Genomic DNA, 24518 nt, shown 5'->3' with positions numbered 1-24518 from the left:
GATTACCTATTAAGGCGCGCGTAAGGAACGTGGTCTATCCGGTATAGTGTATTTATTGCTCAAATATTTTGTCCCAATACCCGGTGCGGTCGCGCATTTCTTCCTTCACCGGTTCTGGCAATAAATTGATGGGATTACTATCAGTCCGTACTTCCCATCCACCACCAAGCGCGAGATAGACTTGGATCAGATTTACCGCAACCGCGCCTTGTGCTTGCACGAGCAAGTCTTGTTGCTGTGCGTCCGCAGTGAGTGTGCTGATAACGGTGTTGAACCCAATCTGCCCGTTTGTGTACTGAGTAGTGGAGATGGTGACGGACTCACTCGATGCCCGTGCGGCACGCTGTAGAAGTGTGAGTCGATCAAATGATTTTAAATAGGCGACGATTGCATTTTCAACATCCGCTTGTGCATCTATTACGTACTGACGATATTCCTCCACCAGCTCCTGGAAACGGGCGTCCTGCAGACGTACATTGCTGCGCAGTCGACCGTAGTTAAACAGATTCCATTGAAAGCCCCCGAGAAGACCCCAGGTTTCGCTCTTGCTTGTAAATAGATCGCCAGGTGTAGTAGCTTGCGAACCGATAGATCCGGCGATAGAAAATGCAGGATAAAGCTCTGCACGCGCAATCCCGATTTGCGCACCTTGCGCGGCCAGACGTCTTTCAGCTGCGCGTATATCCGGTCGCTGGCGCAGCATATCTTGTGGCATGCCAATGGCGATTTTCAGAGGCGGCGAAGGAATCCTGCCGGGTTTTCCCTCGAGTTGACTGACGCCATCGGGGGGAAGCCCGAGGAGAGTAGCCAATGAATTTTTCAATTGCTGAAGCGTCGTCTCCAGTACAGGGACAGATGCCTTTGTATTATTTAATAGCGTGTCTGCCTGCGCGACGTCCAGGCCACTAACGGCACCGGCGTCAAATTTTGACTGCGCAATTTTTAAGCTTTGTTTCTGCAGGTCAATATTGCGTTCCGCAACAAAAATCTGTGATTGAGTTGTGCGTATCAGGATATAGGTCTGGGCGATTTGTGCCACTAATGATACTAGAACACCATCGTAGTCTGCGGCACTGGCACTGAGCTCAGCGGCTGCGCTCTCAACCCCGTGGCGAAGTCGCCCCCACATATCAAGCTCCCAGCTGAGATTGAATCCTACGTTATAGTCATCGATGATGATGTCATTCTCTTTACTTCTTGAAGCAGAACCGGTTAGCTGTTGCGATTGGGGGAACTGATTGCCGATGGCGATGGCTAATTGCTGTTGTGCCTGAAGGACGCGTAGCGATGCAGAACTCAGGGACAAGTTTTCTTGTAGCGCAAAACCCACTAGATCATTCAAAACAGGGTCGGAAAAAGCCGTTTCCCACCATGCCACGTTAACCGGAATTTCAGTGGTTAAACGGGAATCAGTTTCATAAATCCAGCTCTCCTGTACGGGAACAGGTGGTTCTCGGTAGTCTGGGCCGAGCATACAGCCGTTAACAAGGAGGACACAGGAGCCGGCGGCAACGGTCGATCGGCTGCGGAGGTAAAAATTACGCCACCTATTTTTCACTTGATTCAGCGCCATCATGGACAGTGGCTGTTCCACTCCTGACTGTGATCGAACAGGTAGTGCCTACCCTGAGGGCGATATTTTCCGGGATCATTTTTAGGCGAATTCGAACCGGTATCCGCTGTGCAAGCCGAATCCACTCAAAGGTTGGGCTGACATTGGGCAGTAAATCGTAGCCTGGGCTACCATCCTGTTGTGAGATACCCCAGCCGAGGCTTTCCACGCGTCCTTGAAGTGGGTGGTCAGGGTACGACATCAGAGTAACTACGGCATCATCACCTGGCCGTATTCTCGCAATTGTAGTTTCTTTGAAATAGCCTTCGATCCAATAATCCTCGGCACTGACGATCGCCAAGGCTGGCTGGTTCGCCATCGCATGACTACCAACATGCAGATTCAAGTCGGTGACATAGCCATCAACTGGCGCAACCAGTCGTGTAAATTCAAGATTCAGCTCTGCCTGGCGCACGGCAGCCCGGGCGGCGCGAATACTGGCATTGGCTTCACCCAGTTGGCCAAGCTCTGCTCGAGCCTCCTTTAGTTGTGAGCGCGTACCGGAAAGTGACGCCCTAGCCTGAGCTAAGGCCGCTTGCGCGGCCCTACGCTTTTCCAGGGCAACATCATACTGTGCCTGCGCCGATTCCAGTGATCTTTGAGAGGTGGCTCTTTGTGGTAGTAAGTGTTGTTGGCGCAAGAGCTCCGCTTGGTATTTTTTGATTTCGGCGTCGAGCTCTTTGATTCTACTTTCCGCCTGCCACACGGCTGCGTCAGACTCCTCAACCTGCGCTATTGCAGCTTCTACTTTTTGTTCCTGTGCCAAATAGCTGTCATCAGTCTTGTCGTATTGTGCTCTGGCGCCGGCCAGTGCAGCCTGATAGGGACGTGGGTCAATTTGAAAAAGTAGATCTCCCTGGTGTACAAACTGATTATCTTTGATTGGCACTTCAATCACCTGACCGGAAACATTCGGTGTCATTTGAATGATATTCGACTGGACCTGTCCGTCGCGTGTCCAAGGGTTGTTTAGAGAACTCCAGAATTTAAGCAGCGCAATGAGCAACGCTATCAGCAGGACAGAGCCGGTCAGGAGGTACTTGCTGAACAACTTCAAGGGTCAGATCCCAATAAACAGATTGCCGATCACCAATGTGTAAATGACACATATGCTTAGCAGTACCAGTGGCGGGTGGACAAAATGTCGCGAAATTCGATAACGATCCATCAGGCGAGCAGAGTATAGGGTAGCGATCAGACCAACGATACTGGCGATCAATAGCGGCGGAAAATACACGCCGCCCAAGGAAATTTCGTGTGCCATTGGAATATCCTTGTCCGCAGTACATTTAGTAAAAGCGTGTCTCCGTCCACTTCTTCCAGTCGATATGAGTTGCGGCCGTTGACAGCTCAGAAAGCGTCCCGCCGGTACAGTGTGCGAGTCCGAGTAGCAACAGCTGAGAATCGCGCTGGTTCGGGACACCATTCCACTTTAGTCCCGATTCTGGGACCGTGGACGACTCTTTTTGTATTCTGCGCCACACGTTGGAGTCGTGTGGGCATGTGTCATGGGTAAAGCAATGATGGGATAGAGTCTGGATGTCGCTGATAATTGCATTGCGCCATGCCACAAACGCGGGTGTCGGCACGTATTCATGAGAAGCTTCCAGCGCAATGACTGCTTCTAGCAACTTGTCGATACGGATACTCAAAATCTTGGCGTTTTCTGCAATGTTCTGAAGCACGGAAATTCCATTGTCAGGTAGCAGATTAGGGCTTACCAGCCCCGCTAGCGATACAAGCTTCGGGGGTATTTTCTTCAGTACATTGCGATGATAGTGGGTGCGCCACTTGAAAAACCATTTACACTGAAATATTTTCCGGCTGCTTGAGGGCGGCTTAGTGGCGTATATCTGTTTGACTAAAATTTCAACGCTGTCGAGGTATTTTTCTAGTAGCCTTGCAAATATTCTTTCCGGTTTTGGGGGGGTGGGAATGTAGGCCGCGACTACCAAAATTATGACGACAATCACCATGGATAGAGCCAGATCTGCAACAGCGAGGAAGCTATAAACCTGCTGGCTTTGTATGTTGAAAACGTTTAGAAATAGAGCGAGTGCAACGCCTTTTCCTGCAGCTTTGGCGGGTGAAGAGAAAGACTGACAGATTGCGAATATCGCCAGAAATAGTACTGTGCCCAAGCCCCAGTAGCTCGAAAGGTGGGGCAGTACCAGTAGATATAGAGTTGCGGCCGAACCGATACTGATCAAAATGGGACCAACGAGAAGCCACGGTGACATGAACGGTACTGGCGCCAATGCCAGGCCCAGTGAGGCCGCGGTGATTACAAGATTTGGTCCTCCAGGGAGACTCGGGACATAAATGAACAGCAGGTAGGCCATCCACATCGTGAAGTAGGCTCGTAATACCGCCGCAAGTTGCTGTGGATCAGGTAGCATGAAGTGAGCTGTCGCGTCGGCGGCGGGAGAGGACGATGTAATCTTACTGCTGCTACTGCCTGTTCGTATCGCATATGCGCTTTGCCACATAGAGAGAATACATGCTTGTAGTTCGTTTAATGCATCTCTGATTAGCTGCAGCCGGGCCACCTCTATCTCCCCTAGCTGGTTTAATATTCCAGTGTTGGTCTGCAGGGGGGGGACTTTGGGGGGGGTGGTATTGCATTCCGCTGACGAAGTGGGGTCAGCCTTTTCCATGCAATCAATAAGGCACTGCTGGAATATTTCCAGATTTGGAAAGTATTCACGAACGGGCAAGCTGCTTGTTTCTTTCCATTCACTATTGATTTGCAGCAATGTATCGGTGAGGCGTTCTGAGTTATCTGCAAGGTATTGCCATTGGCGACGTAACGTGCGTACAGATTGAGTATCTGATATGGCAGCAGTAACAAGTGCTCCCAGTTTGGATTGCTCCGCATACAGTTGTCGAAGCAGGTGTTGGGGTTCGGCTTGAAGCCGCTTTTTCTTCGACGACAATTCGTGAAGCAACGAAACTTGTATATTGCGTAATATCTCGCACTGTGTAGTCAGTTTACTTCCAGAGGTACGGGGCCATAATAGAGAGGCCACTAGTGAATAAATCAGTATCCCGAGTCCGGTCTGCTGTGTACGTAGAATAGCTACCTTGAAGGGGTCCACGGATGCGGTCGCCGCATCCACACAAATAATGACTGAGACAAAGCCGGCCACCACCCAAAAATAGGCACGCTGACTGTACAATTGCATATAGGTGCAGATCGCGATCCAGGATGACAGGGCAATTATGAATAGCCAGCGCTGTTGTGAAAACAGAGCGATGATCGTGATGGCGATGACGGCGGCAAGTAGAGTGCCGCCCATTCGCATGGCAGCTTTGTTGAGTGATGAGCCCAAAGAGTCAAGACTGACGAATACTACGGCGAAACCAGCCCAGGCTGGATTGTGCCAACCCAAGCTCAACGCAATGCCGTAAGTCACTACCAGGGCGAGAGCCGTTTTCAGGGATTCTTTTGTGGTACTTGTCAGCGGAAAGGTCATCCGCGCTACCATTCGTGCAGCGATAACATAGTGAAAATATAGTGTAGATCCCGGGACATGCTCGTTGTCTACACTGCATGTCATCTAAAACGGTATAGAAGCGCTGATTTCTCATGATGAAGTGGTGCGAATACGTATTGGTGTCAGTGTGCCACTACAGCTTTTTATTGCGTTGGAGGTGTCTTCATGCTGAATAATCTACTTATTGCTTCACTTTTACTTGTGATAACTACAGTGATTCATGCTGCGGGAATGGAAATTTCTTTGCGCTGTAGTCGCGATATTTTGCGGTTTAAGATGGGGCATCCTAGTTTGGCGCTTATCAAGCCACTGGTAATTTCTTCTGTTGTTGTTTTGTTGTTTGTCGTGTCAGTGCTCGAGGTGATGGCCTGGGCGTACGCTTATACGTTGTTGGGGGCTATCGAGAATTTTGATTCCGCAACCTATTTCTCAATGGTGACGTTTACGACACTTGGTTACGGCGATATTGTTCTGGATGCCCGTTGGCGTTTACTCGGTTCATTTCAGGCCGCCAGCGGTATCATCATGTTTGGTTGGACTACAGCAATTGTAATTTCCGTTGTCCAACGGGCTTATGGAAAAAGTAATATGAGCTGATTACGTCGGATCATTTAGTAGTGCTGGCGTATTAAGACGCTTAAATTTCAACTCTTCATCCTCGCAAGTCAATTTCAAGAACCCTGGATAATCGCTCCATGTCGAGCTCAGGCTCGCAATTGGCTAGCGCTATACCTGCCCTGTTATTCAGTGTATCCCTACACTCTCATCATGAAAAGTTTTAAAGTTTAGGTTAAATGTATTCAATATAATTAATGTTGTTGTTGCCTTAGAATACGGGTATTCAGCGTCAGCGGTTTGAAGCTCCGCTGTCAGAAAAAGCCCGAATACCGTGATACTCAGTGCAGTATGAGTTCAGAGGTCGGGGTCAGATGTAGGGATAAAGGACTACTATGAGCAACAAGTTCACATTTGTCATCAAGCGCATTGATTTCAACGAGAACTATCACCCTTTGGAAAATTCTCGGATCACTACCAACTTCGCCAATCTGGCCCGTGGGGAGCGTCGACAGGAGAATCTGCGCAATGCTTTGCGAATGATTGACAACCGCTTCAATGCCCTGGCGCACTGGGATAACCCGAATGCGGATCGCTATTCCGTGGTACTCGAAATCATTTCCGTGGACATCGATGTACAAGGTAATGGAGAGACTTTTCCGACGATAGAGGTTCTGAAAACGAATATTATCGATCGCAAAGCTGGTAGGCGCATTGAAGGTATCGTGGGCAATAATTTTTCGTCTTACGTGCGGGACTATGATTTCAGCGTATTACTGTCGGAGCATAATAAGGGAAAGCAGCAATTCAGCCTCCCGGAAAACTATGGTGATCTTCACGGAAAAATATTCAAGTCTTTCCTGGGCTCCAATTCCTATAAAGAAAGTTTTAAAAAGCCACCGGTAATCTGTCTGAGTGTCTCAAGTAGTAAGACATACTATCGCACAGAAAATAAGCACCCGGTGCTGGGTGTCGAGTACAGGAACGACGAGTATTCATTAACGGATGAATACTTCGCGAAGATGGGGTTGCGGGTTCGTTATTTTATGCCTCCGGGTAGTGTTGCTCCCCTGGCGTTTTATTTCGCTGGTGATTTGCTGGAGGATTATTCAAACCTTGAGCTTGCGAGCACCATCAGCACCATGGAAACGTTTCAGAAAATTTATCGGCCGGAAATATATAACGCGAATTCAGCCGCTGGGAAAATCTTTCGGCCCAGCCTGAAGCATACCGATTATTCTTTGACCCAGGTTCAGTACGACCGGGAAGAGCGTAATCAATTGGCGTTAAAGCAGGGGAAGTTCACCGAAGAGCGGTTTATAAAACCGTATAAACGTATCCTCGATCAGTGGGCAGCTCATTACGCTGTTTGATCAACCAGAAAATAAGATTTTTACTATGCAAAAATTATTGCCGACCTCTACCGCGGGCAGCCTGCCCAAGCCGTCATGGCTGGCCGAGCCGGAAAAACTCTGGTCCCCCTGGAAGCTGGAGACTGCTCAGTTGACGGAGGGCAAGCGGGATGCACTCTGCCTCGCGCTGCAGGAACAGCAACAGGCGGGTATTGATATTGTCAGCGACGGCGAGCAGACCCGGCAACATTTTGTAACCACCTTTGTTGAGCATCTCACCGGTGTCGATTTTGACAAGCGTGAGACTGTGCGAATTCGCGATCGGTACGATGCCAGTGTACCGACGGTTGTCGGAGCAGTGTCCCGACCAAAGCCGGTTTTTGTGGAGGACGCCAGATTTTTGCGACAGAAAACAAGCAAGCCAATCAAGTGGGCCCTTCCTGGTCCGATGACGATGATCGATACGTTGTTCGACAACCACTATAAGAGCCGTGAAAAGCTCGCCTGGGAGTTTGCCAAGATTCTCAATCAGGAGGCCCGGGAGCTTGAGGCGGCGGGTGTCGATATCATTCAGTTTGATGAGCCTGCGTTCAATGTGTTTTTTGACGAGGTGAACGACTGGGGAATCGCCACCCTGGAAAAGGCCATCGAAGGGCTTCGCTGTGAGACCGCGGTGCATATCTGCTACGGCTACGGGATCAAAGCGAATACGGACTGGAAAAAGACGCTGGGCTCAGAATGGCGACAGTACGAAGAGACCTTCCCCAAGCTGCAAACGTCCAGTATCGACCTGATCTCTCTGGAGTGCCATAACGCCCGGGTGCCTATCGAACTGTTGCAGCTGGTGCGAGGTAAAAAGGTGATGGTGGGCGCTATTGATGTGGCGACCAATGACATCGAGACTCCGGAAGAGGTGGCCAATACCCTGCGTGAAGCCCTGCAATTTGTAGATGCGGACAAACTTTATCCGTGTACCAACTGTGGCATGGCGCCGTTGTCCCGTAGGGTTGCCAAGGACAAGTTAAACGCATTGAGTGCCGGTGCCGAGATTGTCCGGGGAGAGCTTTCGCGCTAGCGCTGTTCCGGCAGTGCTCTCGATCTGGAGGTCTCGATTCTGAGCCCTCGATCTAGAGCCTGTCCCCAACGCTCACTGTTGTATCCAGATTCAGGACGGATTATGTCACTACCCAAGACGGCCATCGAGCCGCTGCACTTTCGTCAGGCCCTCGGTCACTACGCCTCCGGAATCACCGTGATTACGTCGCAGGTTGGTGAGGAGCCTGTGGGGTTCACCTGTCAGTCATTCTATAGCGTATCAATGCACCCACCACTGGTTTCCTTCAGTGTGATGGCGAGCTCATTCAGTTATCCCAAGATCCGCAGGGCAGGGCGTTTTGCGGTGAATATACTTTCTGGCGCGCAGGTGTCCGTGTCCAATCAATTTGCCCAACAGGGGGAAGATAAATGGCATGGGATCGACTGGCAGCGATCGCCCCTGGGTAACCCAGTGATTGCGGGTTGCCTGCATTGGCTCGATTGCGAAATACACGCCGAACACGCCGCCGGGGACCATGTCATTGTTATTGGTGAAGTGAAGGCCCTGCAGTCACCCGCCGATATCCCCGAGCAACCGCTGCTGTATTTCAGAGGACAGTACCGCAATCTCGCGGCCAATGTGCCGGCGTAAGCGGGGTCTAAGGTACGGTGGTCGTGCCGGGTGATGGTCGTAAACGTCGTGATGGGTGTGCGCGATGGAGGTTGGTGCGGCTTAGCGCCTGTGCCCGAACGGCGCGGACAGCGCCCGCAGGTTCTCCAGTAGCTTCTCGGCCCGGGCGATATTGGCTTGCAGCTCGACATTTTCCGGGACGAGGGCTTGTGCCTTGCGCCATACCGCCAGTGCCTGCTCAATTTCGCCCTGGCTGTACAGTTCGTTGCCGGTTTTCAGCGCAGACGCTACGCGGGCACTTTTCTGGGCGTTGAACTGCGCCTGCAGCGGTGTCAGTTGTGGGTGTCGCGGTGCTTTTTTCTGGAACTGGTTTAAATGCTGCTGTGCGCGGATCAGGTCGCCACTGGCCAGCGCCTGCTGCAATTCCGCAATGGGTAGCGGGTCCATTTTTTTGCGCGGTGGTTTTGCGCGGCGCGGCTGCGCCGGTCGCAGCCGCTTTTCCACGCTGTTCAGATCCCGCTGGATCGCATCTCGTAATGCCGTGTTCTCAGCCAGCTGCAGGTCGCTCCCCAGAAGGCCCAGGGCCACGGTCAGCGCGCGCCGTGCCAGCTGGTCGTCGGTGCGTTGTTCTCGCTGTAATGCCCGCTGAGCGTTTTCCAGCAGCGATTTCGCGGATGCGTTGCGTTTGCGGTGAAAGTTTTTTAGCTCCAGCCAGTTCATGACGCCCGGCCCCTGCAGCTGCTCCAGGCGCTGGTAAGCTTGCGCGTCTTTTAACAGTTGCTCTCCGCGGTGAATTGCCAGCTCCATACGCACCCGGTCTTCATGCAGGTGACGACGGGTCTGCAGTTGCTGCAGGGCACTGTTGAGCCTATGGCTGTCTGGCAGCAGGTCGAGTGCGCCTTTGAGTAGCTCGCTGGCACTGTGCCAGTCATTCTGCGCCTCCAATTCTGTCGCCGTATGCACGGCGTCCCGTGCAAACGCCTTCAAAGCTTCGTCGAGCCGGGTGGTCTGCTGCTGTTGTGCGGGGGAGGGGTGAGGTTGCTTCTGCAGCTGTTTCAAAGCTGCAGACTGCTGGCGAACCTGTGCGACTTGTTGATGCGAAAAACCCGGTAGTGACGGTGAGGTAACGGGCAGCAGGCTGCAGCCCGGCAGGAGCGGTAGCAGCAACAGGCCGGTCAGGTACCACGCGGGCGCGTGCCGGCGATCAGGCATGATCGACAGCTCTCCGCACTGGTGATTGCGTGTGATGTTGCAGTATCTGTTGCAGGTTGCTTTCCAGCGTCTTGCGGGCGTCAGTGCGGATATCGTGTACAGAATAGGCCTGTACCGGAAGAGATTTGCCGCGTATTGAGAGAGCCTGCTCTCTGCGGGCAACGATGCGTGGTTGCAAAATATTGAAGAGTTGCTCCCGAATAATGATCTGGTCCGGCGCTGCCTCACAACACAGGCGGGAGGCAAGATTGACGGCGTCGCCGACCACGGTATATTCCATGCGCTCATCCGAGCCAAGGTTCCCCGCCAGCATGGCTCCACAGTTGATACCGATACGGAACTGTACTTCCGGGCGCCCTTCGGCACGTCGCTGCTGGTTCAGCCGCGCCGCCATCTGCTGAATCAGAACGCCACAGCTCACCGCGTTGAAGGCGTGGTCCGTATCATCTTCCAGCACCCCGAATACCAGCATTGCGCAGTCGCCAATAAATTTGTCGACGACGCCGCCATAGAGTGCGCAGGCGCGGGAAATATATGAGAAGTACTCGTTGAGCAGTTCAGATACCTGGCAGGGCTCCAGCTCTTCCGACATGGCGGTAAAGCCGGTGATATCCGCAAACAGGACCGTGGCTTCGATGGGGCGATCCACCAGCCGCACTTCATCCAGGTTGGCGAGCACCTTGTCTGCAACACTTTTCGATACGTAGCGGGAAAATACCTGCTCAACCTGAGACTTTTTCAGCAGCCCGGCGGCCATATTGTTGAAGCCTTCGAACAGGTAGCCAATTTCGTCGTTGCGCTGTTGGTGAATTCGGGTTGCCAGATCGCCGCGGCCGATGGCCTCGGTGGCCTCCATCAGGCGATGAATCGGCAGTGACAGGCGGCGGCTGAGCCAGTAGGCCAGAAGGGAGGCCAGCAGGATCATGGCCAGGGTGGCGTAGATCACCGCGGTGCGGGCCTCGCTGGCGGCACGATCCATCAGCGAGGCCGACAGCGTGACCACCACTGAGCCAACCCGTACATCCTGATACATCGCCGGTGCTACAAAGCTGATGACCCGCTCGGGAGCTGCGGCCGGGTCGCGGTGAAACCACGGGTGCGCACCGCCTTTGGGGGAGGCCAGTGCGGAGGACGCAAGCGCGGGTTGAATACCGGAGGTGGACAGCAGTTCGCCGCTGTGGGCGTAAATACTGGCGCCGAGCACTTTCGCTTCCTCACCCAGATTGGCAGTGAGCAGGCTCAGGCTGAGACTGTTCTCCGAAAGAATGGGTTCGCTGGCCTGACTCGCCAGCTGGGCCGCCATGGCGTTGCCAAAATCATGCAACTGGGTGCGAATCAGGTGATTCTGTTTGTCACTGATCAGCAGGCCGAGGGTCGTCATGCCCAGCACCAGCAATAATGTCATGGCCAGTGCCAGCTTGAATGCGATGGGGACGTGACGGGGCCGCAGACGCGCCAGGCGCACTCGTAGACCGGCAATCACGCGCTTCATTGTCGATCTGTTTTCGGTGGTCATAGATAGCCGGTCAGGGGACGCATGAGATGCGCTCAGGATTATTCGTTATGTGTACCGGGGAGCCTCTGAACCTGTCCGTGTTGTCTGGCGTGACCGGAAGGCAGCAGGCAGAACGCGGTGGTCGCTGCCCCGAACCGGGAAATTATAGCAAATTTCTGGCCGATTTATGACCAGTGTCGCACGAAGACACCGGGGAATTTCAGGGGGCCGCAAGGGGTAAATCCGGGCAGCGGATTCACCTCCGGATTGGCCGGTTTGAGGATTTATGTGTCGTGAATCGATTCAATTCTCGCAATCCATGCCATCGCCGTCGACGGAGATGGTGGTGCCCGCTTTTCCGGCGATGATGTGTTGCAGGTCCCCCAGCGCGCCGATGGCGGCGCGCTTGCCGGTGTTCTCGGCAAACTGACACGCGGCCTTGACCTTCGGTCCCATGGAGCCCGCTGCGAAGGGAATATCGGCAAGGGATGCCGGTGTGGCGCGGCGGATTTCCCGCTGGGTGGCCTCGCCCCAATCCAGGTAAACCGCGGGGGCGTCGGTCAGCATGACGAACAGGTCTGCGTCCAGCTCCCGGGCCAGCAGTTCGGAGCAGAAATCCTTGTCGATGACCGCTTCCACCCCCACCAGCTTGCGTTCTGTTCCCCGGGTTTCATACAGGGTGGGAATGCCGCCGCCCCCGGCGCAGATTACGATGGTATCCCGCTCCAGCAGCCATTTGACCGGTCGTATTTCGAAAATGCGCTTGGGCAGGGGCGACGGCACCACGCGGCGCCATTTGTCCCCGTCCTGTTTGAACACCCAGCCTTTGTCCGCCTGCAGCTGATCGGCTTCCTGTCTGTCGTAGACGGGCCCGACAAATTTGGTGGGGTTCTCGAAGCCGGGGTCTTGCGGATCCACTTCCACCATGGTGAGCAGGGTGGCGAAGGGGACTTGCTGCGGCAGCAGGTTGCCCAGCTCCTGCTCAATCATATAGCCGATGCCGCCCTCGGTTTCCGCACCCAGCACGTCGAGTGGGTAGGCCTCGTCCGGCTTGTAGGCGGCGCCCTGTAATGCCAGCAGGCCCACCTGCGGACCATTGCCGTGGCTGATCACCAGTTGGTGTTCGCGGGCGATGGGGGCCAGTGCCTGGGCGGCAAGGTGCACATTGGCACGCTGCACTTCGGCGGTCATGGGTTCGCCACGTTTGAGCAGGGCGTTGCCGCCCAGAGCCACTACAACACGCATGGCATCAGTCTCCCAGAGTCGCCACCATCAACGCCTTGATGGTGTGCATGCGGTTTTCAGCCTGTTCAAAGGCCACGTTGGCTTCGGACTCGAATACATCGTTGGTGACTTCAAGGCCGTTGTCGATACCGTGCTCTTCGGCAATCTGTTTTCCCACGGTGGTTTCAGTATCGTGGAAGGCGGGCAGGCAGTGCATGAAGCGGACATGCGGGTTGCCGCTCGCCGACATCAGTTCTCGGTTGACCTGGTAGGGCATCAGTAATTTGATGCGTTCCTTCCAGACTTCTTTCGCCTCGCCCATGGAGACCCAGACATCGGTGTGGATGAAGTCCACGTCTTGCACCGCGGCTTTCGCGTCTTCGGTAATCGTGAGTTTGGCTCCGTACTTTTCTGCCAGCTCTTCGGCAATGTTGCGGTAGCTCTGATCTGGCCACAGGGATTTCGGGCCACAGATGCGTACATCCATTCCCATCAGGCAACCCACCAGCATCAGCGAATGGCCCATGTTGGAGCGGGTGTCGCCCACATAAGCGTACTTGATCTGGTGCACCGGTTTGTCACAGTGCTCTCGCATGGTCATCACATCGGCGAGCATCTGGGTGGGGTGATATTCATTGGTGAGGCCGTTGTACACCGGGACACCGGCGTATTTGGCCAGGGTTTCCACACCGGTTTGCGCGGAGCCGCGATACTCGATGGCGTCGAACATCCGGCCGAGAACCCGGGCGGTGTCCTTGAAGGATTCTTTGTGGCCGATCTGCGAGCCCGCAGGATCGAGGTAGGTGACCGTCGCGCCCTGATCACTGCAGGCCACTTCGAAGGCGCAGCGGGTGCGGGTGGAGGTTTTCTCGAAAATCAGGCAGACCGCCTTGCCCTCCAGGTGCTTCTGTTCGGTGCGGGCGTATTTGGCGCGCTTGAGGTCACGTGCCAGATCCAGCAGAAATTTGAATTCCCGCTGGGTGAAATCCTGAACGGTGAGCAGGGAGCGATTGCGTAAATTGAAACTCATGCCGGGTCTCTCCTGTGGAACGCTGGGGCTTGAGGGGCGAGGGGTTGCGGGAGGAGAACGCTGCCATATCAGTCAGCAGGGTCCCGCGCAATCGGGCAGGTCATGCAGTGGCCGCCGCCGCGACCGCGGCCGAGCTCCGATCCGCGAATGGTGATCACTTCAATACCGGCCTTGCGCAGCAGGGTATTGGTATAGACATTGCGGTCGTAGGCGATCACAACACCGGGTTCCAGGGCCACCACGTTGTTGCCGTCGTCCCACTGTTCCCGCTCGGCGGCGTAGACATTGCCCCCGGTCTCCACCACTCGCAGTTTTTTGATACCGAGGGCCTTGCTCACCACATCGAGCAGCGACGCTTCTTCGGTGCGCACTTCGTAGTGCCCCTTTTTGTCGCCGCGGTGAATGCTGTAACAGCGGATCTGATCGACAACTTCCCGGAACACGGTTACCGCGTCGCGGTCGAGAAAACTGAACACGGTATCCAGGTGCATGGCGGCGCGGCTTTTGGGCATCTGGCAGGCGATCACCCGGTCCGCGGCACCAGCGGCAAACAGCGCCTGCGCGGTCTGCAGTACGGCCTGCCGGGTGGTGCGCTCACCCATGCCAATCAGCACAATGCCCTGGCCAATGGGCATGACATCGCCGCCCTCCATGGAGGCACCGGTAAAGTCGGTGTCGGAATCTCCCCACCAGATATTGAAGTCACCGCCGGCAAAGCGCGGATGAAATTTATAGACCGCCCGCTGCAACAGGGTTTCCGGCTTGCGCGCGGGCCAGTACATGGGGTTGACCGTGACCCCGTTATAAATCCAGCAGGAGGGGTCGCGCTGGAACAGGGAGTTGGGCACCGGAGGCAGGATAAACTCTTCCGCCCCGAAGGCGTCGATCATCCGCTTCTTGTCCTGATTTTCCGGCAGTTCCGAAATGGCGATTCCGCCGATCAGGTGCTCCGCCAGTTGCTTGCTGGACATTTCGTTGAGCCAGGGGCGGATCAGTTCGGCGGTATAGGGACCGACACTGTTTGCGGTGACCCGCCGATCAAGTACAAATTTGCGCCCGTCGGGCACGTCCATGGTCTGGGCGAGCATATCGTGCAGCTCCAGTACCTCGGTGCCCCGTTCCTGCATTTTCAGCACAAAATCGTAGTGGTCTTTCTGCGCCTCGTGCACCCAGATTACATCGTCAAACAGCAGGTCGTGACAGTTGCCCGGGGTCAGCCGCTGGTGGGCCAGGCCGGGGCGGCAAACCATTACGGTATGTAATTTGCCGACTTCTGAATGAACACCGAATTTTGTCATAGTGGAGTCTCCGGATTGCGGAACAGCGACTGCCAGTCAACAGGGATATATAAAACCTTAGTTCAGTTTTCCCGAACGGTAGAATATCCCGACACGAGACACGAAATATTCACAGCGCGCCCAGGCTGAGCACGGCGCAGATCATGATCACCAGAATCAGCAGCAGGGGCCCCATAAATTTCAGCCAGCGGTCGTAGCCCACACGGCCGATGGCAAGGCCTCCCATAACCACGGCGAACGTCGGGTTGATCAGGTTTACCAACCCGTTGGCGGACTGAAAGGCGGTGACCACCAGATGTCGGCTCACCTCAGCAAATTCTGCCAGTGGTGCCATGATGGGCATCGACAGCACCGCGAGCCCCGAAGAGGAGGGCACGAAGAACGACAGCAGTACCTCGATCCAGAACATTACGTTGATAAACGCTACTGAGGGCAGGTCGCCCACAGCCTGCTCGGCCCAGTAGAGCAGCGTATCGGTGATTTTGCCCTTATCCATGATGACCACTACGCCCCGCGCCACACCGATAATCAGTGCCACGCCCAGCAGGTCGCGGGCGCCATCGAGAAAGGTGTTCACCAGATTTTTCTCACCCAGGCGGGCGATGATGCCGATCAGTATGGCGGCGCCGAGAAACAGGGCGGACATCTGCCCCATCCACCAGCCTGCGGAGGACACGCCCCAGATCATGACCGCGAAGGTCAGCGCGAAAATGACCAGAATGATTTTGCGGGTGGTTGTAAACTCGATGGCTTCGAGGCTCGATTTTCCGCCGAGAAAATGCTGGCGGTTTTCTTCCCGCATATCGGCGACCAGAGAGGTTTCCGGGTTGGCCTTTACCCGTTTGGCGTAACGCATCACATAGAAGACGCAGGCGAGCCAGCCGAGCACCAGAATGACCACCCGCAGCCAGATTCCCTGGGTAAAGGGAATTTGCGCGGCGTTGGAGGCGATGACCGTGGCAAATGGATTGACGGTGGAACCGAGAGTACCGATACCGGCGCCCAGCATAATCATCGCCACGGCAGTGACCGCATCGTAACCGGCGGCGATCATTACCGGAATAATCAAGCCGTAAAATGCCAGGGACTCTTCCGCCATCCCGTAGGTGGAGCCGCCCAGTGCGAACAGCGCCATCATAAACGGGATCATCCAGATCTCTCGCCCCTTGAGCGCCTGCATGGTGCGGCTCATGCCCGCATCAATGGCGCCGGTGCGGGTGACCACACCGAGAAAGCCGCCGATCATCAGAACGAAGAGTGCCACGTCAATGGCGCGGGCCTCGTTGGTGTCTGTGTCGTACATGCCGTCGACCGGCGCCATCAGCATGGAAATCAGCAGTCGCTGCGGATCGGACTCTACCTCGTGATAGGTGCCGGGCACCGGAACTTCTTCCCCCAGTTCTGGATTCATTTCCCGAGTGTATTCACCCGCCGGAATAATCCAGGTCAACGCGGCCACAAAAATGATCAAACCAAAGAGGATGGTGAACGCAGTGGGGAAGCTGAAGCGCTTTTCCTGTGTCTCGGGGCTTGGTGATGGGGGTTGGTCGGATTCATTGCCGGTGTTCACGTATGACTCCTCGCGCGGCGATAGTTGCTGTGTTGCTGAAGCACGGATCTCCTATCCACACGCTCTAGGGTGGCCACGACCCGGATGTTTTCAGTATGGGTCACTATCTGGCGCCTGCAATCTAAGCTTTGGTAGTACCCGGTAGTTGCGCGCGGCGTGTGGGGGTGGGAACAATTCTCTGATGGATGGGTGAGTAAAGATGAGCGATGAATCAGGTGTGTCGAATCCGCCGGTAAAAACACCGTCGCTGCTGGATGCGCTTGTGCCCGTAGTGGCCCTGCTGTGCCTGTTGAGTCTTTCCTATTACCTGTTTCGCGACGATGCGTCCTACGGCCCCAACCAGATTGCCCTGCTGTTCTGCGCGTTGATTGCCATGGCGGTAGCGTTCAAGAATGGGATGTCTATAGATGGTATCCGCCAGGCGGTAGTCGGTGGTATTTCGACCGGATTGGCGGCCATTCTGATATTGCTGGCGGTGGGTGCCCTGATTGGCGCCTGGGCCATGTCTGGAACCATTTCCACCATGGTGTACTACGGGTTGAAAGTACTCAGTCCCAGTTATTTTTATGCCACGGCCGCTATCATCTGTGGGATTGTGGGCTTTACCGTAGGCAGCTCCTGGACAGTGGCGGGCACTATTGGCATCGGCATGATGGGCATCGCTCACAGTATGCAGCTGTCGCCGGCCATTACTGCCGGGGCGGTGATTTCCGGCGCCTACTTTGGTGATAAGGCATCCCCCCTGTCGGATACGGCCAACCTGGCCAGTGCCGCGGCGGGAGCAAATCTGTTCGATCATATCCGCGAGTCCCTGTGGACCTCGGTTCCCTCGCTGATCCTTGCGGTGGGGCTGTTCGCCCTGCTGGGTGAACCCGGGAATTTCGATGCCAGTCCGGTACTCGCAACCATGCGTGCCCATGCCACAGTATCCCTGTGGACGCTGTTACCCCTGGCGGTTGTGGTGGTGTTGGCGCTGTTGCGTTTCCCGCCCTTTGTAACGATCTTTATCGGTGCGCTGGTAGGGGGTGGCCAGGCGGTGATCACCGCGCCGGACAGTGTGCTGGCGCTGGCGGGCGACAGTGATATCCCCACCGCACTGGCCTACGTAAAAGGTGTCTGGGCCGCCATTGCCACCGGGTTTACTGCGGACAGTGGCAATGCGCGCGTCGATGAACTGCTGTCCCGGGGCGGCATGGCAAGTATGCTGAACACGGTGTGGTTGATCATCACCGCACTCGCGTTCGGGGCGGTGGTTGAGCACGCGGGGCTGTTGCAGCGTCTTGTGGGCCCGCTCATCGCCAGGGCGCGCTCGGCCGGCGCACTGGTGTCCTCCGTGGTGGCCACGAGTTTCGGAACCAATGTGCTCGCGTCGGATCAATACATTGCCATCGTTCTGCCGGCACGGCTTTTCCGTCCGACGTTTGAGAAGCGCGGTTATGCGCCGGTCATGCTATCGCGGGTGGTGGGGGATTCCGCCACGGTTACTTCGCCACTGATACCCTGGAACAGCTGTGGTGCCTATATGGCCGCTGCCCTCGGCAGCTCGACCATTGCATTTGCGCCTTTCTGTTTCTTCAACCTGTTAAACCCGCTGTTGACCGTACTCTTTTCATTTATCGGTTTCCGCGTGCTTCGTGCAAGCCGGGGGTAGTCCGGTGCCTGCCGCCGGCCCGATGAAGTAGGTGAAATACCCCGCCCGGGCTGGTAGCATTCCGCGGCACTGGAGTGCGAACAGATTCTCGATTCCACCATCAGTCTCAAGAAAGTCTCCACGTTTCTGGCTGCAACCGTCCGTGCGCGATGCAAGGCCAAGCTTTGATGCTTTATCTTGTTTTTGATAATAAGTATCATTTGCGAAAATTGAACTTCAGGAGTGACCATGCAATCTCAACAACAAGTGCGGGCTGGCCGCGGAAAAGGGCTGGTACTTGGCCTGCTCTCCATGCTGGCTGCCGTATATGCTTCAGCCAACGGTGAAATCGGCGACCACGTAAATGACCTGAAAGGACATCTGGGGCAGTACTCGGAAGAGGTAAGCTGGCTGGTCGGAAAATATGACGGCGTAGTCGATACATACGAAGCGAAGGGGCAGAAGGCAGTAGAGACCCAGCAGCTGATCGACTTCTGGGAAGAGGTGGATTTCCACTCCGCGATCGAAACCAACTATGTACCTGTTTACGCGAATATCTGGCAGGGCATTTATGGTATCAAGCAGGCCATTGAAGCGGGTAAGCCGGTAGCTGAAGTGCGCGCCGAGCAGGACAAGCTGAACAGTGCTTTCTGGCAGGCGTTGGGAGCGGTGAAGCTTGCGTCCCAGTTCCAGGAGAAGGGCTTGCTGGCCAAAATCCAGACAACGGAATCCGAGCCTACCACCATGCCGGAGACGCTGGACGATATTAAGCATCGCCTGGATCGCGTCGTGGCCAAATACGCCGAGAAGCTGCCAGAAGCCGCGACCACCATCGTTCACGATACTTACCTGCACCGTTTCGAAGGGGTAGAAGGTGCGTTGATCGAGCAGGATGCTGCTCTGGTGGAAGATCTGGAGAAAGACTTCAATGTGACTCTGCCGCAGGCGCTGAACGGTAAATCCAGCGTCGATGACGTACGCAAGGTCGTGGAGTCCATGCAGGTTAAAATCGACCGCGCCAAGGCGCTGCTGGTTGCCGCCGAGAAAAAGCGCAAGGACGTTTTCTAACTGCCCCATGTGCGTTAACCCAAGGGCATACACGAGGAAGCCGCAGTCGAGCGGCTTCTGGCCCCGTCCCATCGAATCGAATAAGGACCATCCGTGCAGCGCAGAGCTTTTTTACGTAGTGCCTGTTTAAATAGTTTTGCCGTGGCTGGAGCCATGGGATGCCTGCCATTTTCCGCGCTGGCTGCGGATGCGAAAAAAACGGCCCTGTCAGTCGACCAGTTGCCTCCGCTGGAGGGGGATCTTACCCTCTACCTGGGGCGCGGCGAGGGCGGGCTTTATGAAAATGTTCTCGACGCGATCCGCAAGCGCAATCCTAAATTTAATTTGCAAATCCGCCGCGGTGTTACCGCTGCTCTGGCCAATACGATTGTTGCCGAGTCCAAGGCCGGGGTGCGACGGGCGGATGTATTCTGGGCGGTGGATTCCGGCGCGATCGGCCTGGTCGCCGATGCGGGGCTTGCGCGGGCTCTGCCGGCAGACCTCACCGGTCAATTGAAGCCGGGTTTCCAATATCCGCAATGGGCGCCGGTCACAGGCCGTATCCGCACATTGCCCTATAACACCGAACGTGTGGCGCCCGATCGTATTCCCGACAGTGTCATGGCATTGCCGGACAGTGACCTGTCCATTGGATGGGCGCCGGCCTATGCGTCTTTTCAATCCTTTGTGACCGCAATGCGCTTGCTGGAAGGTGAGAAGGTAACTGCCGATTGGCTCAAGGGCATCAGCCAGCGGGCCAAAAGCTACGCGGGTGAGCTGGGTGTTGTGATGGGCGTGGAGCGCGGTGAAGTGGATATCGGCTTCGCCAACCACTATTACACCTTGCGCCTGAAAAGTGGCAAGCCGGATGCAAACGTGGATCTGGCATTTACCAACAATGATGCGGGTTGCCTGGTGAATGCATCGGGTATTCTGGCGTTGAGTGAGGGGGATCTGCCGATCAACTTTATTCGCTACCTGCTGACTCAGGAAGTGCAGTCTTATCTGGCTCGCGAGGCCTATGAAATCCCCCTGGTAAATGGTGTACAGCCGCCGCAGGGATTGCCTGCCCTAAATACCATTTCTCCGCCCAAGTTAGATCTCACCCAGTTGGCGGATTTGCGTCCCACACTCAACCTGATGCGCCGAATCGGGGTGTTATGACCCGCTGGCCCAGTTCCTATCCGCTGGCAGCGCTGATCGCGCTGCTGGCCATTCTGCCTATTGGTGTATTGGTCGATCTGGCCGCCGACGAGGCGGCACTGTTCGATGCGCATAACCTCCGTGTGCTTTCCAACACACTTTTGTTGATGGCATTTACTGTGCTCGGTTCGGTGCTGATTGGCGTACCACTGGCACTGGTCACCGCCTATGCGCAGTTTCCCTGGCGGCGGTTGTGGCTGGTGATACTGGCTGCGCCGCTGGCAATTCCCAGTTATATCGGTGCTTTTACCATTTACGCTGCGTTTGGCCGCGGGGGTGAAATCCACAGCCTGCTGGGGATACCGCTGCCCGCGATGGACGGATTGCTCGGTGCTTCACTGGTCATGATCCTGTATTCCTACCCGTTTGTGATGTTGACGACGCGCGCATCACTTTTGAGCCTGGATGCGAGCCTGGTGAATGCGGCGCGTACTCTTGGTATGTCGCTCGGAATGAGCCTGTGGAAGGTGGTATTGCCGCGTGTTGCCACGGGGATAGCCGCCGGTGGGCTGCTGGTGGCTCTGTATACGCTTTCAGATTTCGGTACTCCGGCGATCATGCGCCTGGATACCTTCACCCGGGTGATTTTCGTCGAGTACAACGCGTTTGGCCTGAGTCAGGCGGCGATGCTTTCCCTGCAGTTACTGGTGATTGTTGGATTGGTGCTATTCCTCGAATCGCGGGTACGCGGCAGCCGCGAGAAACCGGGGCGGCACCTGACACTGTGGCCCAACCGTGCTCAGCGGCTGCTTATTGGGCTGGTGGTCTCGCCGGTGATCCTGCTGGCGGTGGTGCTGCCTCTAGCCATTTTTGCCGTCTGGTTGGCCCGTGAGGGCAGTAGCGGGTTCGATCTGCGTTACGCCTGGAATTCCGCGCACGCTTCTTTTCTAGCGGCGCTTCTGGCTGTGGTACTGGCTGTTCCCGTGGCCCACGCGGCGATTGCTGGCCGGGCTGGTCGTGTTATGGAGCGGGTGACCTACTTCGGCTTTGGTGTACCGGGCATCGTCATGGGGACCGCACTGGTTTACGTCGGCCTCAAGCTGCCGTTCCTGTATCAGACTCTGGGATTGCTGGTGTTGTGTTATGTGCTGCGCTTTTTGCCGCTGGCGGTAGGTTCCGTGCGTTCTACCGCGGAAGGGCTGGATTCCAGCCTGGTAAAAGCCGCCCGCGTATTGGGGGCGAGCCCGCGGGAGGCGTTTCAGCGGGTGACGCTGCCGCTGACCATGCGCGGCATGATTGCCGGTGCGGCACTCGTTTTTCTCGAGGCCATGCGCGAGCTGCCCGCCACGCTGATGCTGGGCCCCACCGGATTTGAAACGCTGGCAACCTACTTGTGGCGAGTGTACGAAGCGGGGTATTTTGGCCGCGCGGCCATTCCCGGGTTGTTGCTGGTATTGATGTCGGCCCTGGGGCTGGCATTGATGTTGTCCGGGGAGCGCCGGGCCGAACTTGAAGTTTCAGGAAAATAACTGCGGTAATGCTGAACGTAAGCCACTTGTCTGTCGACTACGGTTCCACTCGCGTGGTGGATGATCTCAACCTTGCCCTCGGAGAGGATGAGGTGTTGATGCTTGTTGGCCCCACCGGCTGTGGCAAAACCACCATTCTACAGGCGCTGGCCGGATTGATCCCTGTGTCTGAAGGGGAGATCGCGCTGGGTAGCTGGCGCTCTACTGCCGGGCAACCGGTACCACCGGAAAAGCGCAATGTGGGAATGGTATTTCAGGATTTTGCGCTTTTTCCCCACCTGACGGTGCAGGAAAACGTCTGCTTCCGCCTCAAGGATACCGCGCTGGCCGATCACTGGCTTAAGTTACTGGGGCTGGAAGATTTCCGGCAGGCGAAGCCTGCAAGCCTGTCTGGTGGACAAAAGCAGCGGGTTGCCCTGGCGCGGACCATTGCGCATCAGCCCGCGTTTATCCTGCTGGACGAACCGCTTTCCAATCTCGATGCCGCTTTGAAAGACAGCCTGCGCTGGGAAATCCGCGAGGCCCTCAAGGCCGCGGGCATTCCCGCCATCTGGGTTACTCACGACCAGGAAGAAGCACTTTCCGTGGGGGATCGTGTGGGAATATTGAACGGCGGTAAGCTTGAGCAGCTCGATACTCCGGAAGCGTGTTTTGCCGAGCCAGCGAGCCGTTTCGTTGCGCGCTTTCTCGGTGAGGCCAGTTTTCTTCCCGGCGCGCTGGAAGGGCACCAGGTAACCACTGCTCTGGGGCCTGCCCCCGGTATTCCGATCGATGGTGCGAGTGGCAGCGTGGACTTGCTATTGCGCCCGGATGACCTGTCTCTGATCCCGTCAGAGATGGGGAATGGTGTAGTGGACTGGGTGCGCTACGAGGGCTGCTCGCGCCTGTTCGCAGTGCAGATTGCCGATGGCGTGCAGCTCAAGGTCCGCACCAGCCACGAGATACATGCGGAACCCGGGGCCCGTGTACAGATGGCTATTACCACTACTCACCCGCTGGCAGCCTTCGCCCGTTAGATCCTTGAGGCGGCTGTTATCGCTTCGCGTCGCATTCGGCGGCGCGAATCTCCCCTTCCTACGCAATTTGTTGGTGCTACCTGACTGACCACTACGCAATCTGTGCCCGCATTGGGGGCGACGACCAGTCTGGCGCCTTCTGTATCAAAAAAACCTTGAATTTTGATAGCTCTTTCGGGCTAGTCGAAAAAGCTTTCCACAGTGACGTGTGAACCGATCAGGGGGTTTAGTTACAGCGGAAATTTGTCAACCCTGTTTTGAAAGCATTTGTAAGTGACTGATTTGTAATGAAAATTTAATTTGGTTAAATTTTCTTCACAAAGTGGTTACAACGGAGTCATGCGGGCTGGCGGCGTTTTCCCGTACGTTGCTCACAGACATATCCACAGTTTCTGTGGATTGTGAATAAAAAAAGCCGGCAACTGCCGGCTTTTGTGCTACTGCTCTGTAAGTCTGTCGGGCGCTGCCCGGGGGCAAACGCAACAGAATCAATTGGTCAGATCAGCGGAAGTTCAATTCCACCCGGCGGTTTTGTGCGCGGCCGGCTTCCGTTGCATTGGACGCGACGGGTTTGGTTTCACCGTACCCTTTGGCGGTAATGCGTGAGGTATTCACCCCGCGGGAGACCAGGTACTTGCGCACAGACTCCGCCCGCTGCCCGGAAAGGCGCAGGTTGTAACCGTCGTTGCCTTTGCTGTCGGTGTGGCCGGCTACTTCCACCAGGGTATTTGGTTGGCTACGCAGCGATTGCACCACCATATCCAGCGCGGTTTCCGCTCGTGGGGTCAGCTTGGCAGAGTTAAATTCAAACTGGATGTTCTCCAGAGTGATGGTCTGGTCGGCAACCACACAACCAAATTCGTCCACTTCCGCACCGGGCAAGGTATTTGGGCAGCGGTCGTTCTGGTTGAGTACGCCATCGCCATCGTCATCCAGATTGATCTGCTCTACGGGTTCCTCTTTGGGAGGGGGGGCATAGGCCACGGTAGGGGCGGGCGGAGGCGGGCAATTCAGCGGAATACTGATGCCAATACCGAATTGGTAGTCGTTCATATCACCGGCAAAGAAGTCGCGCAGGTAGCGCACTTCCGCGCGTACTTTCACACCGTTATCGCTGATCGGGCCGCTGACAATACCGGCACCAAGGTTGAAGAAGGCGTTGGTTTCCTGGATTCCATAATCGAACTTGGTGTTGTTGTGGGATACACCGACACCGCCCAGCAGGAAGGGAGAGTACCCCTGGCGGCCGTTGAAGTGATACACCACATCCATCCCCAGGCCCGCCAGTTCTACATCCCCGGACGGTGTCAGGCTACCGGTGAAAATGTAAGGGTTATCGGTGGGTTGAAGCTCAGGCTGGAATTGATTGTCGTCTTCATCCAGTTTTACGCCAAACAGCTGCACCTCGGTGAACCAGTTGCCACTGGTCTGCCAACCGTAGGCGGCCCGCGCACCGGCACCCTGGCGCTCGGTGTGGCGGTCCTGGTCTACGCGCGTGCCCACAGCCATGATATCGATATAACTGGTTTCCTGGGCGGCAAGCTGTGTGCTGGCGATCATTGCGGCGGCGAGCGTGATCCCCGCGGAGGTTTTGGGGGTAAAGATTTTGAAAGGCATAGAAGTCTTCCTTGGCATTTTCATT

General features: G+C 55.8%; 20 protein-coding genes. 9 read left to right on the top strand and 11 right to left on the bottom strand.

All coding sequences use genetic code 11. From position 1 onward, the window contains the following. Positions 1-52 precede the first annotated feature (52 nt). From ACYX4K_RS08695 to ACYX4K_RS08680, 4 genes are read right to left on the bottom strand one after another with little or no spacing between them, the layout of a single operon-like run. Entirely contained in the window at positions 53-1594 is a 1542-nt protein-coding gene (locus ACYX4K_RS08695) for an efflux transporter outer membrane subunit (RefSeq protein ID WP_475092512.1), read from the bottom strand. Continuing rightward, positions 1548-2669, bottom strand: coding sequence for an HlyD family secretion protein (locus tag ACYX4K_RS08690; protein WP_475092513.1), 1122 nt, complete (start codon positions 2667-2669; stop codon positions 1548-1550). Before ACYX4K_RS08690 ends, ACYX4K_RS08695 begins: the two co-directional genes overlap by 47 nt. 3 nt (positions 2670-2672) lie before the next feature. After that, complete coding sequence (locus ACYX4K_RS08685; RefSeq protein WP_475092514.1) at positions 2673-2876, bottom strand: DUF1656 domain-containing protein; 204 nt, start codon at positions 2874-2876, stop codon at positions 2673-2675. Between the two features lie 25 nt (positions 2877-2901). Continuing rightward, positions 2902-5088 (bottom strand): FUSC family protein, encoded by a 2187-nt coding sequence (locus ACYX4K_RS08680; protein WP_475092515.1) that lies wholly within the window; start codon positions 5086-5088, stop codon positions 2902-2904. Between the two features lie 186 nt (positions 5089-5274). On the opposite strand from ACYX4K_RS08680, the gene ACYX4K_RS08675 reads away from it, so the two are divergent. The 4 genes from ACYX4K_RS08675 (at position 5275) to ACYX4K_RS08660 (ending at position 8703) form a co-directional block, all read left to right on the top strand. Further along, the gene (locus tag ACYX4K_RS08675; RefSeq protein ID WP_475092516.1) at positions 5275-5706 is read left to right on the top strand and encodes a potassium channel family protein; all 432 of its coding nucleotides are present in this window, start codon (positions 5275-5277) and stop codon (positions 5704-5706) included. A gap of 353 nt (positions 5707-6059) precedes the next feature. Beyond that, complete coding sequence (locus ACYX4K_RS08670; RefSeq protein WP_475092517.1) at positions 6060-7037, top strand: DUF1852 domain-containing protein; 978 nt, start codon at positions 6060-6062, stop codon at positions 7035-7037. 25 nt (positions 7038-7062) lie between these two features. After that, on the top strand, positions 7063-8091 hold the full coding sequence (locus ACYX4K_RS08665) for a methionine synthase (RefSeq protein ID WP_475092518.1): 1029 nt from the start codon (positions 7063-7065) through the stop codon (positions 8089-8091). Between the two features lie 102 nt (positions 8092-8193). Then, positions 8194-8703: a flavin reductase family protein gene (locus ACYX4K_RS08660; RefSeq protein ID WP_475092519.1), complete on the top strand. Its 510-nt coding sequence runs from the start codon at positions 8194-8196 to the stop codon at positions 8701-8703. An 81-nt stretch (positions 8704-8784) separates the two neighbouring features. On the opposite strand, the gene ACYX4K_RS08655 is transcribed toward ACYX4K_RS08660, so the two are convergent. The 6 genes from ACYX4K_RS08655 to ACYX4K_RS08630 all read right to left on the bottom strand — a co-directional run bounded on the left by ACYX4K_RS08655 (position 8785) and on the right by ACYX4K_RS08630 (position 16511). After that, positions 8785-9894 carry a tetratricopeptide repeat protein gene (locus tag ACYX4K_RS08655; protein ID WP_475092520.1) on the bottom strand — a complete coding sequence of 370 codons (1110 nt, stop codon included), beginning with the start codon at positions 9892-9894 and terminating at the stop codon, positions 8785-8787. Then, on the bottom strand, positions 9887-11386 hold the full coding sequence (locus ACYX4K_RS08650) for an adenylate/guanylate cyclase domain-containing protein (protein ID WP_475092521.1): 1500 nt from the start codon (positions 11384-11386) through the stop codon (positions 9887-9889). Before ACYX4K_RS08650 ends, ACYX4K_RS08655 begins: the two co-directional genes overlap by 8 nt. A 306-nt stretch (positions 11387-11692) precedes the next feature. Then, on the bottom strand, positions 11693-12634 hold the full coding sequence (arcC, locus tag ACYX4K_RS08645) for a carbamate kinase (protein ID WP_475092522.1): 942 nt from the start codon (positions 12632-12634) through the stop codon (positions 11693-11695). Positions 12635-12638: 4 nt separating this feature from the next. Then, the gene (locus tag ACYX4K_RS08640; RefSeq protein WP_475092523.1) at positions 12639-13643 is read right to left on the bottom strand and encodes an ornithine carbamoyltransferase; all 1005 of its coding nucleotides are present in this window, start codon (positions 13641-13643) and stop codon (positions 12639-12641) included. Positions 13644-13711: 68 nt separating this feature from the next. Then, complete coding sequence (gene arcA, locus ACYX4K_RS08635; protein ID WP_475092524.1) at positions 13712-14941, bottom strand: arginine deiminase; 1230 nt, start codon at positions 14939-14941, stop codon at positions 13712-13714. Between the two features lie 109 nt (positions 14942-15050). After that, positions 15051-16511, bottom strand: a complete 1461-nt coding sequence (locus ACYX4K_RS08630) for a YfcC family protein (RefSeq protein WP_231757734.1) — start codon at positions 16509-16511, stop codon at positions 15051-15053. A 199-nt stretch (positions 16512-16710) separates the two neighbouring features. Between ACYX4K_RS08630 and nhaC the strand changes: the two genes are divergently transcribed. From nhaC to ACYX4K_RS08605, 5 genes are all read left to right on the top strand, one after another. Then, a complete protein-coding gene (gene nhaC, locus ACYX4K_RS08625) occupies positions 16711-18162 on the top strand; it encodes a Na+/H+ antiporter NhaC (protein ID WP_475092525.1) in 1452 nt (483 codons plus the stop codon). Between the two features lie 228 nt (positions 18163-18390). Next, positions 18391-19209 (top strand): hypothetical protein, encoded by an 819-nt coding sequence (locus ACYX4K_RS08620; RefSeq protein ID WP_475092526.1) that lies wholly within the window; start codon positions 18391-18393, stop codon positions 19207-19209. Positions 19210-19302: 93 nt separating this feature from the next. After that, complete coding sequence (locus ACYX4K_RS08615) at positions 19303-20352, top strand: type 2 periplasmic-binding domain-containing protein (RefSeq protein ID WP_476178820.1); 1050 nt, start codon at positions 19303-19305, stop codon at positions 20350-20352. Beyond that, positions 20349-21860: an ABC transporter permease gene (locus ACYX4K_RS08610; RefSeq protein ID WP_475092528.1), complete on the top strand. Its 1512-nt coding sequence runs from the start codon at positions 20349-20351 to the stop codon at positions 21858-21860. Before ACYX4K_RS08615 ends, ACYX4K_RS08610 begins: the two co-directional genes overlap by 4 nt. A gap of 8 nt (positions 21861-21868) precedes the next feature. Then, positions 21869-22876, top strand: coding sequence for an ABC transporter ATP-binding protein (locus tag ACYX4K_RS08605; protein WP_475092529.1), 1008 nt, complete (start codon positions 21869-21871; stop codon positions 22874-22876). Positions 22877-23377: 501 nt separating this feature from the next. Here the strand turns inward: ACYX4K_RS08605 and ACYX4K_RS08600 are convergent. Next, entirely contained in the window at positions 23378-24493 is a 1116-nt protein-coding gene (locus ACYX4K_RS08600; RefSeq protein WP_475092530.1) for an OmpA family protein, read from the bottom strand. Positions 24494-24518: the final 25 nt, after the last annotated feature.

This window comes from Microbulbifer sp. ABF4_107 (genome assembly GCF_056312215.1).
This window is presented reverse-complemented; position numbering and strand designations above follow the sequence as displayed.

Coding starts and splice junctions, on each gene's coding strand:
- ACYX4K_RS08685 (WP_475092514.1), bottom strand. CDS start 2,876: ATGGCACACGAAATTTCCTTGGGCGGCGTGTATTTTCCGCCGCTATTG.
- ACYX4K_RS08680 (WP_475092515.1), bottom strand. CDS start 5,088: ATGACCTTTCCGCTGACAAGTACCACAAAAGAATCCCTGAAAACGGCT.
- ACYX4K_RS08675 (WP_475092516.1), top strand. CDS start 5,275: ATGCTGAATAATCTACTTATTGCTTCACTTTTACTTGTGATAACTACA.
- ACYX4K_RS08670 (WP_475092517.1), top strand. CDS start 6,060: ATGAGCAACAAGTTCACATTTGTCATCAAGCGCATTGATTTCAACGAG.
- ACYX4K_RS08665 (WP_475092518.1), top strand. CDS start 7,063: ATGCAAAAATTATTGCCGACCTCTACCGCGGGCAGCCTGCCCAAGCCG.
- ACYX4K_RS08660 (WP_475092519.1), top strand. CDS start 8,194: ATGTCACTACCCAAGACGGCCATCGAGCCGCTGCACTTTCGTCAGGCC.
- ACYX4K_RS08655 (WP_475092520.1), bottom strand. CDS start 9,894: ATGCCTGATCGCCGGCACGCGCCCGCGTGGTACCTGACCGGCCTGTTG.
- ACYX4K_RS08650 (WP_475092521.1), bottom strand. CDS start 11,386: ATGAAGCGCGTGATTGCCGGTCTACGAGTGCGCCTGGCGCGTCTGCGG.
- arcC (WP_475092522.1), bottom strand. CDS start 12,634: ATGCGTGTTGTAGTGGCTCTGGGCGGCAACGCCCTGCTCAAACGTGGC.
- ACYX4K_RS08640 (WP_475092523.1), bottom strand. CDS start 13,643: ATGAGTTTCAATTTACGCAATCGCTCCCTGCTCACCGTTCAGGATTTC.
- arcA (WP_475092524.1), bottom strand. CDS start 14,941: ATGACAAAATTCGGTGTTCATTCAGAAGTCGGCAAATTACATACCGTA.
- nhaC (WP_475092525.1), top strand. CDS start 16,711: ATGAGCGATGAATCAGGTGTGTCGAATCCGCCGGTAAAAACACCGTCG.
- ACYX4K_RS08620 (WP_475092526.1), top strand. CDS start 18,391: ATGCAATCTCAACAACAAGTGCGGGCTGGCCGCGGAAAAGGGCTGGTA.
- ACYX4K_RS08610 (WP_475092528.1), top strand. CDS start 20,349: ATGACCCGCTGGCCCAGTTCCTATCCGCTGGCAGCGCTGATCGCGCTG.
- ACYX4K_RS08605 (WP_475092529.1), top strand. CDS start 21,869: ATGCTGAACGTAAGCCACTTGTCTGTCGACTACGGTTCCACTCGCGTG.
- ACYX4K_RS08600 (WP_475092530.1), bottom strand. CDS start 24,493: ATGCCTTTCAAAATCTTTACCCCCAAAACCTCCGCGGGGATCACGCTC.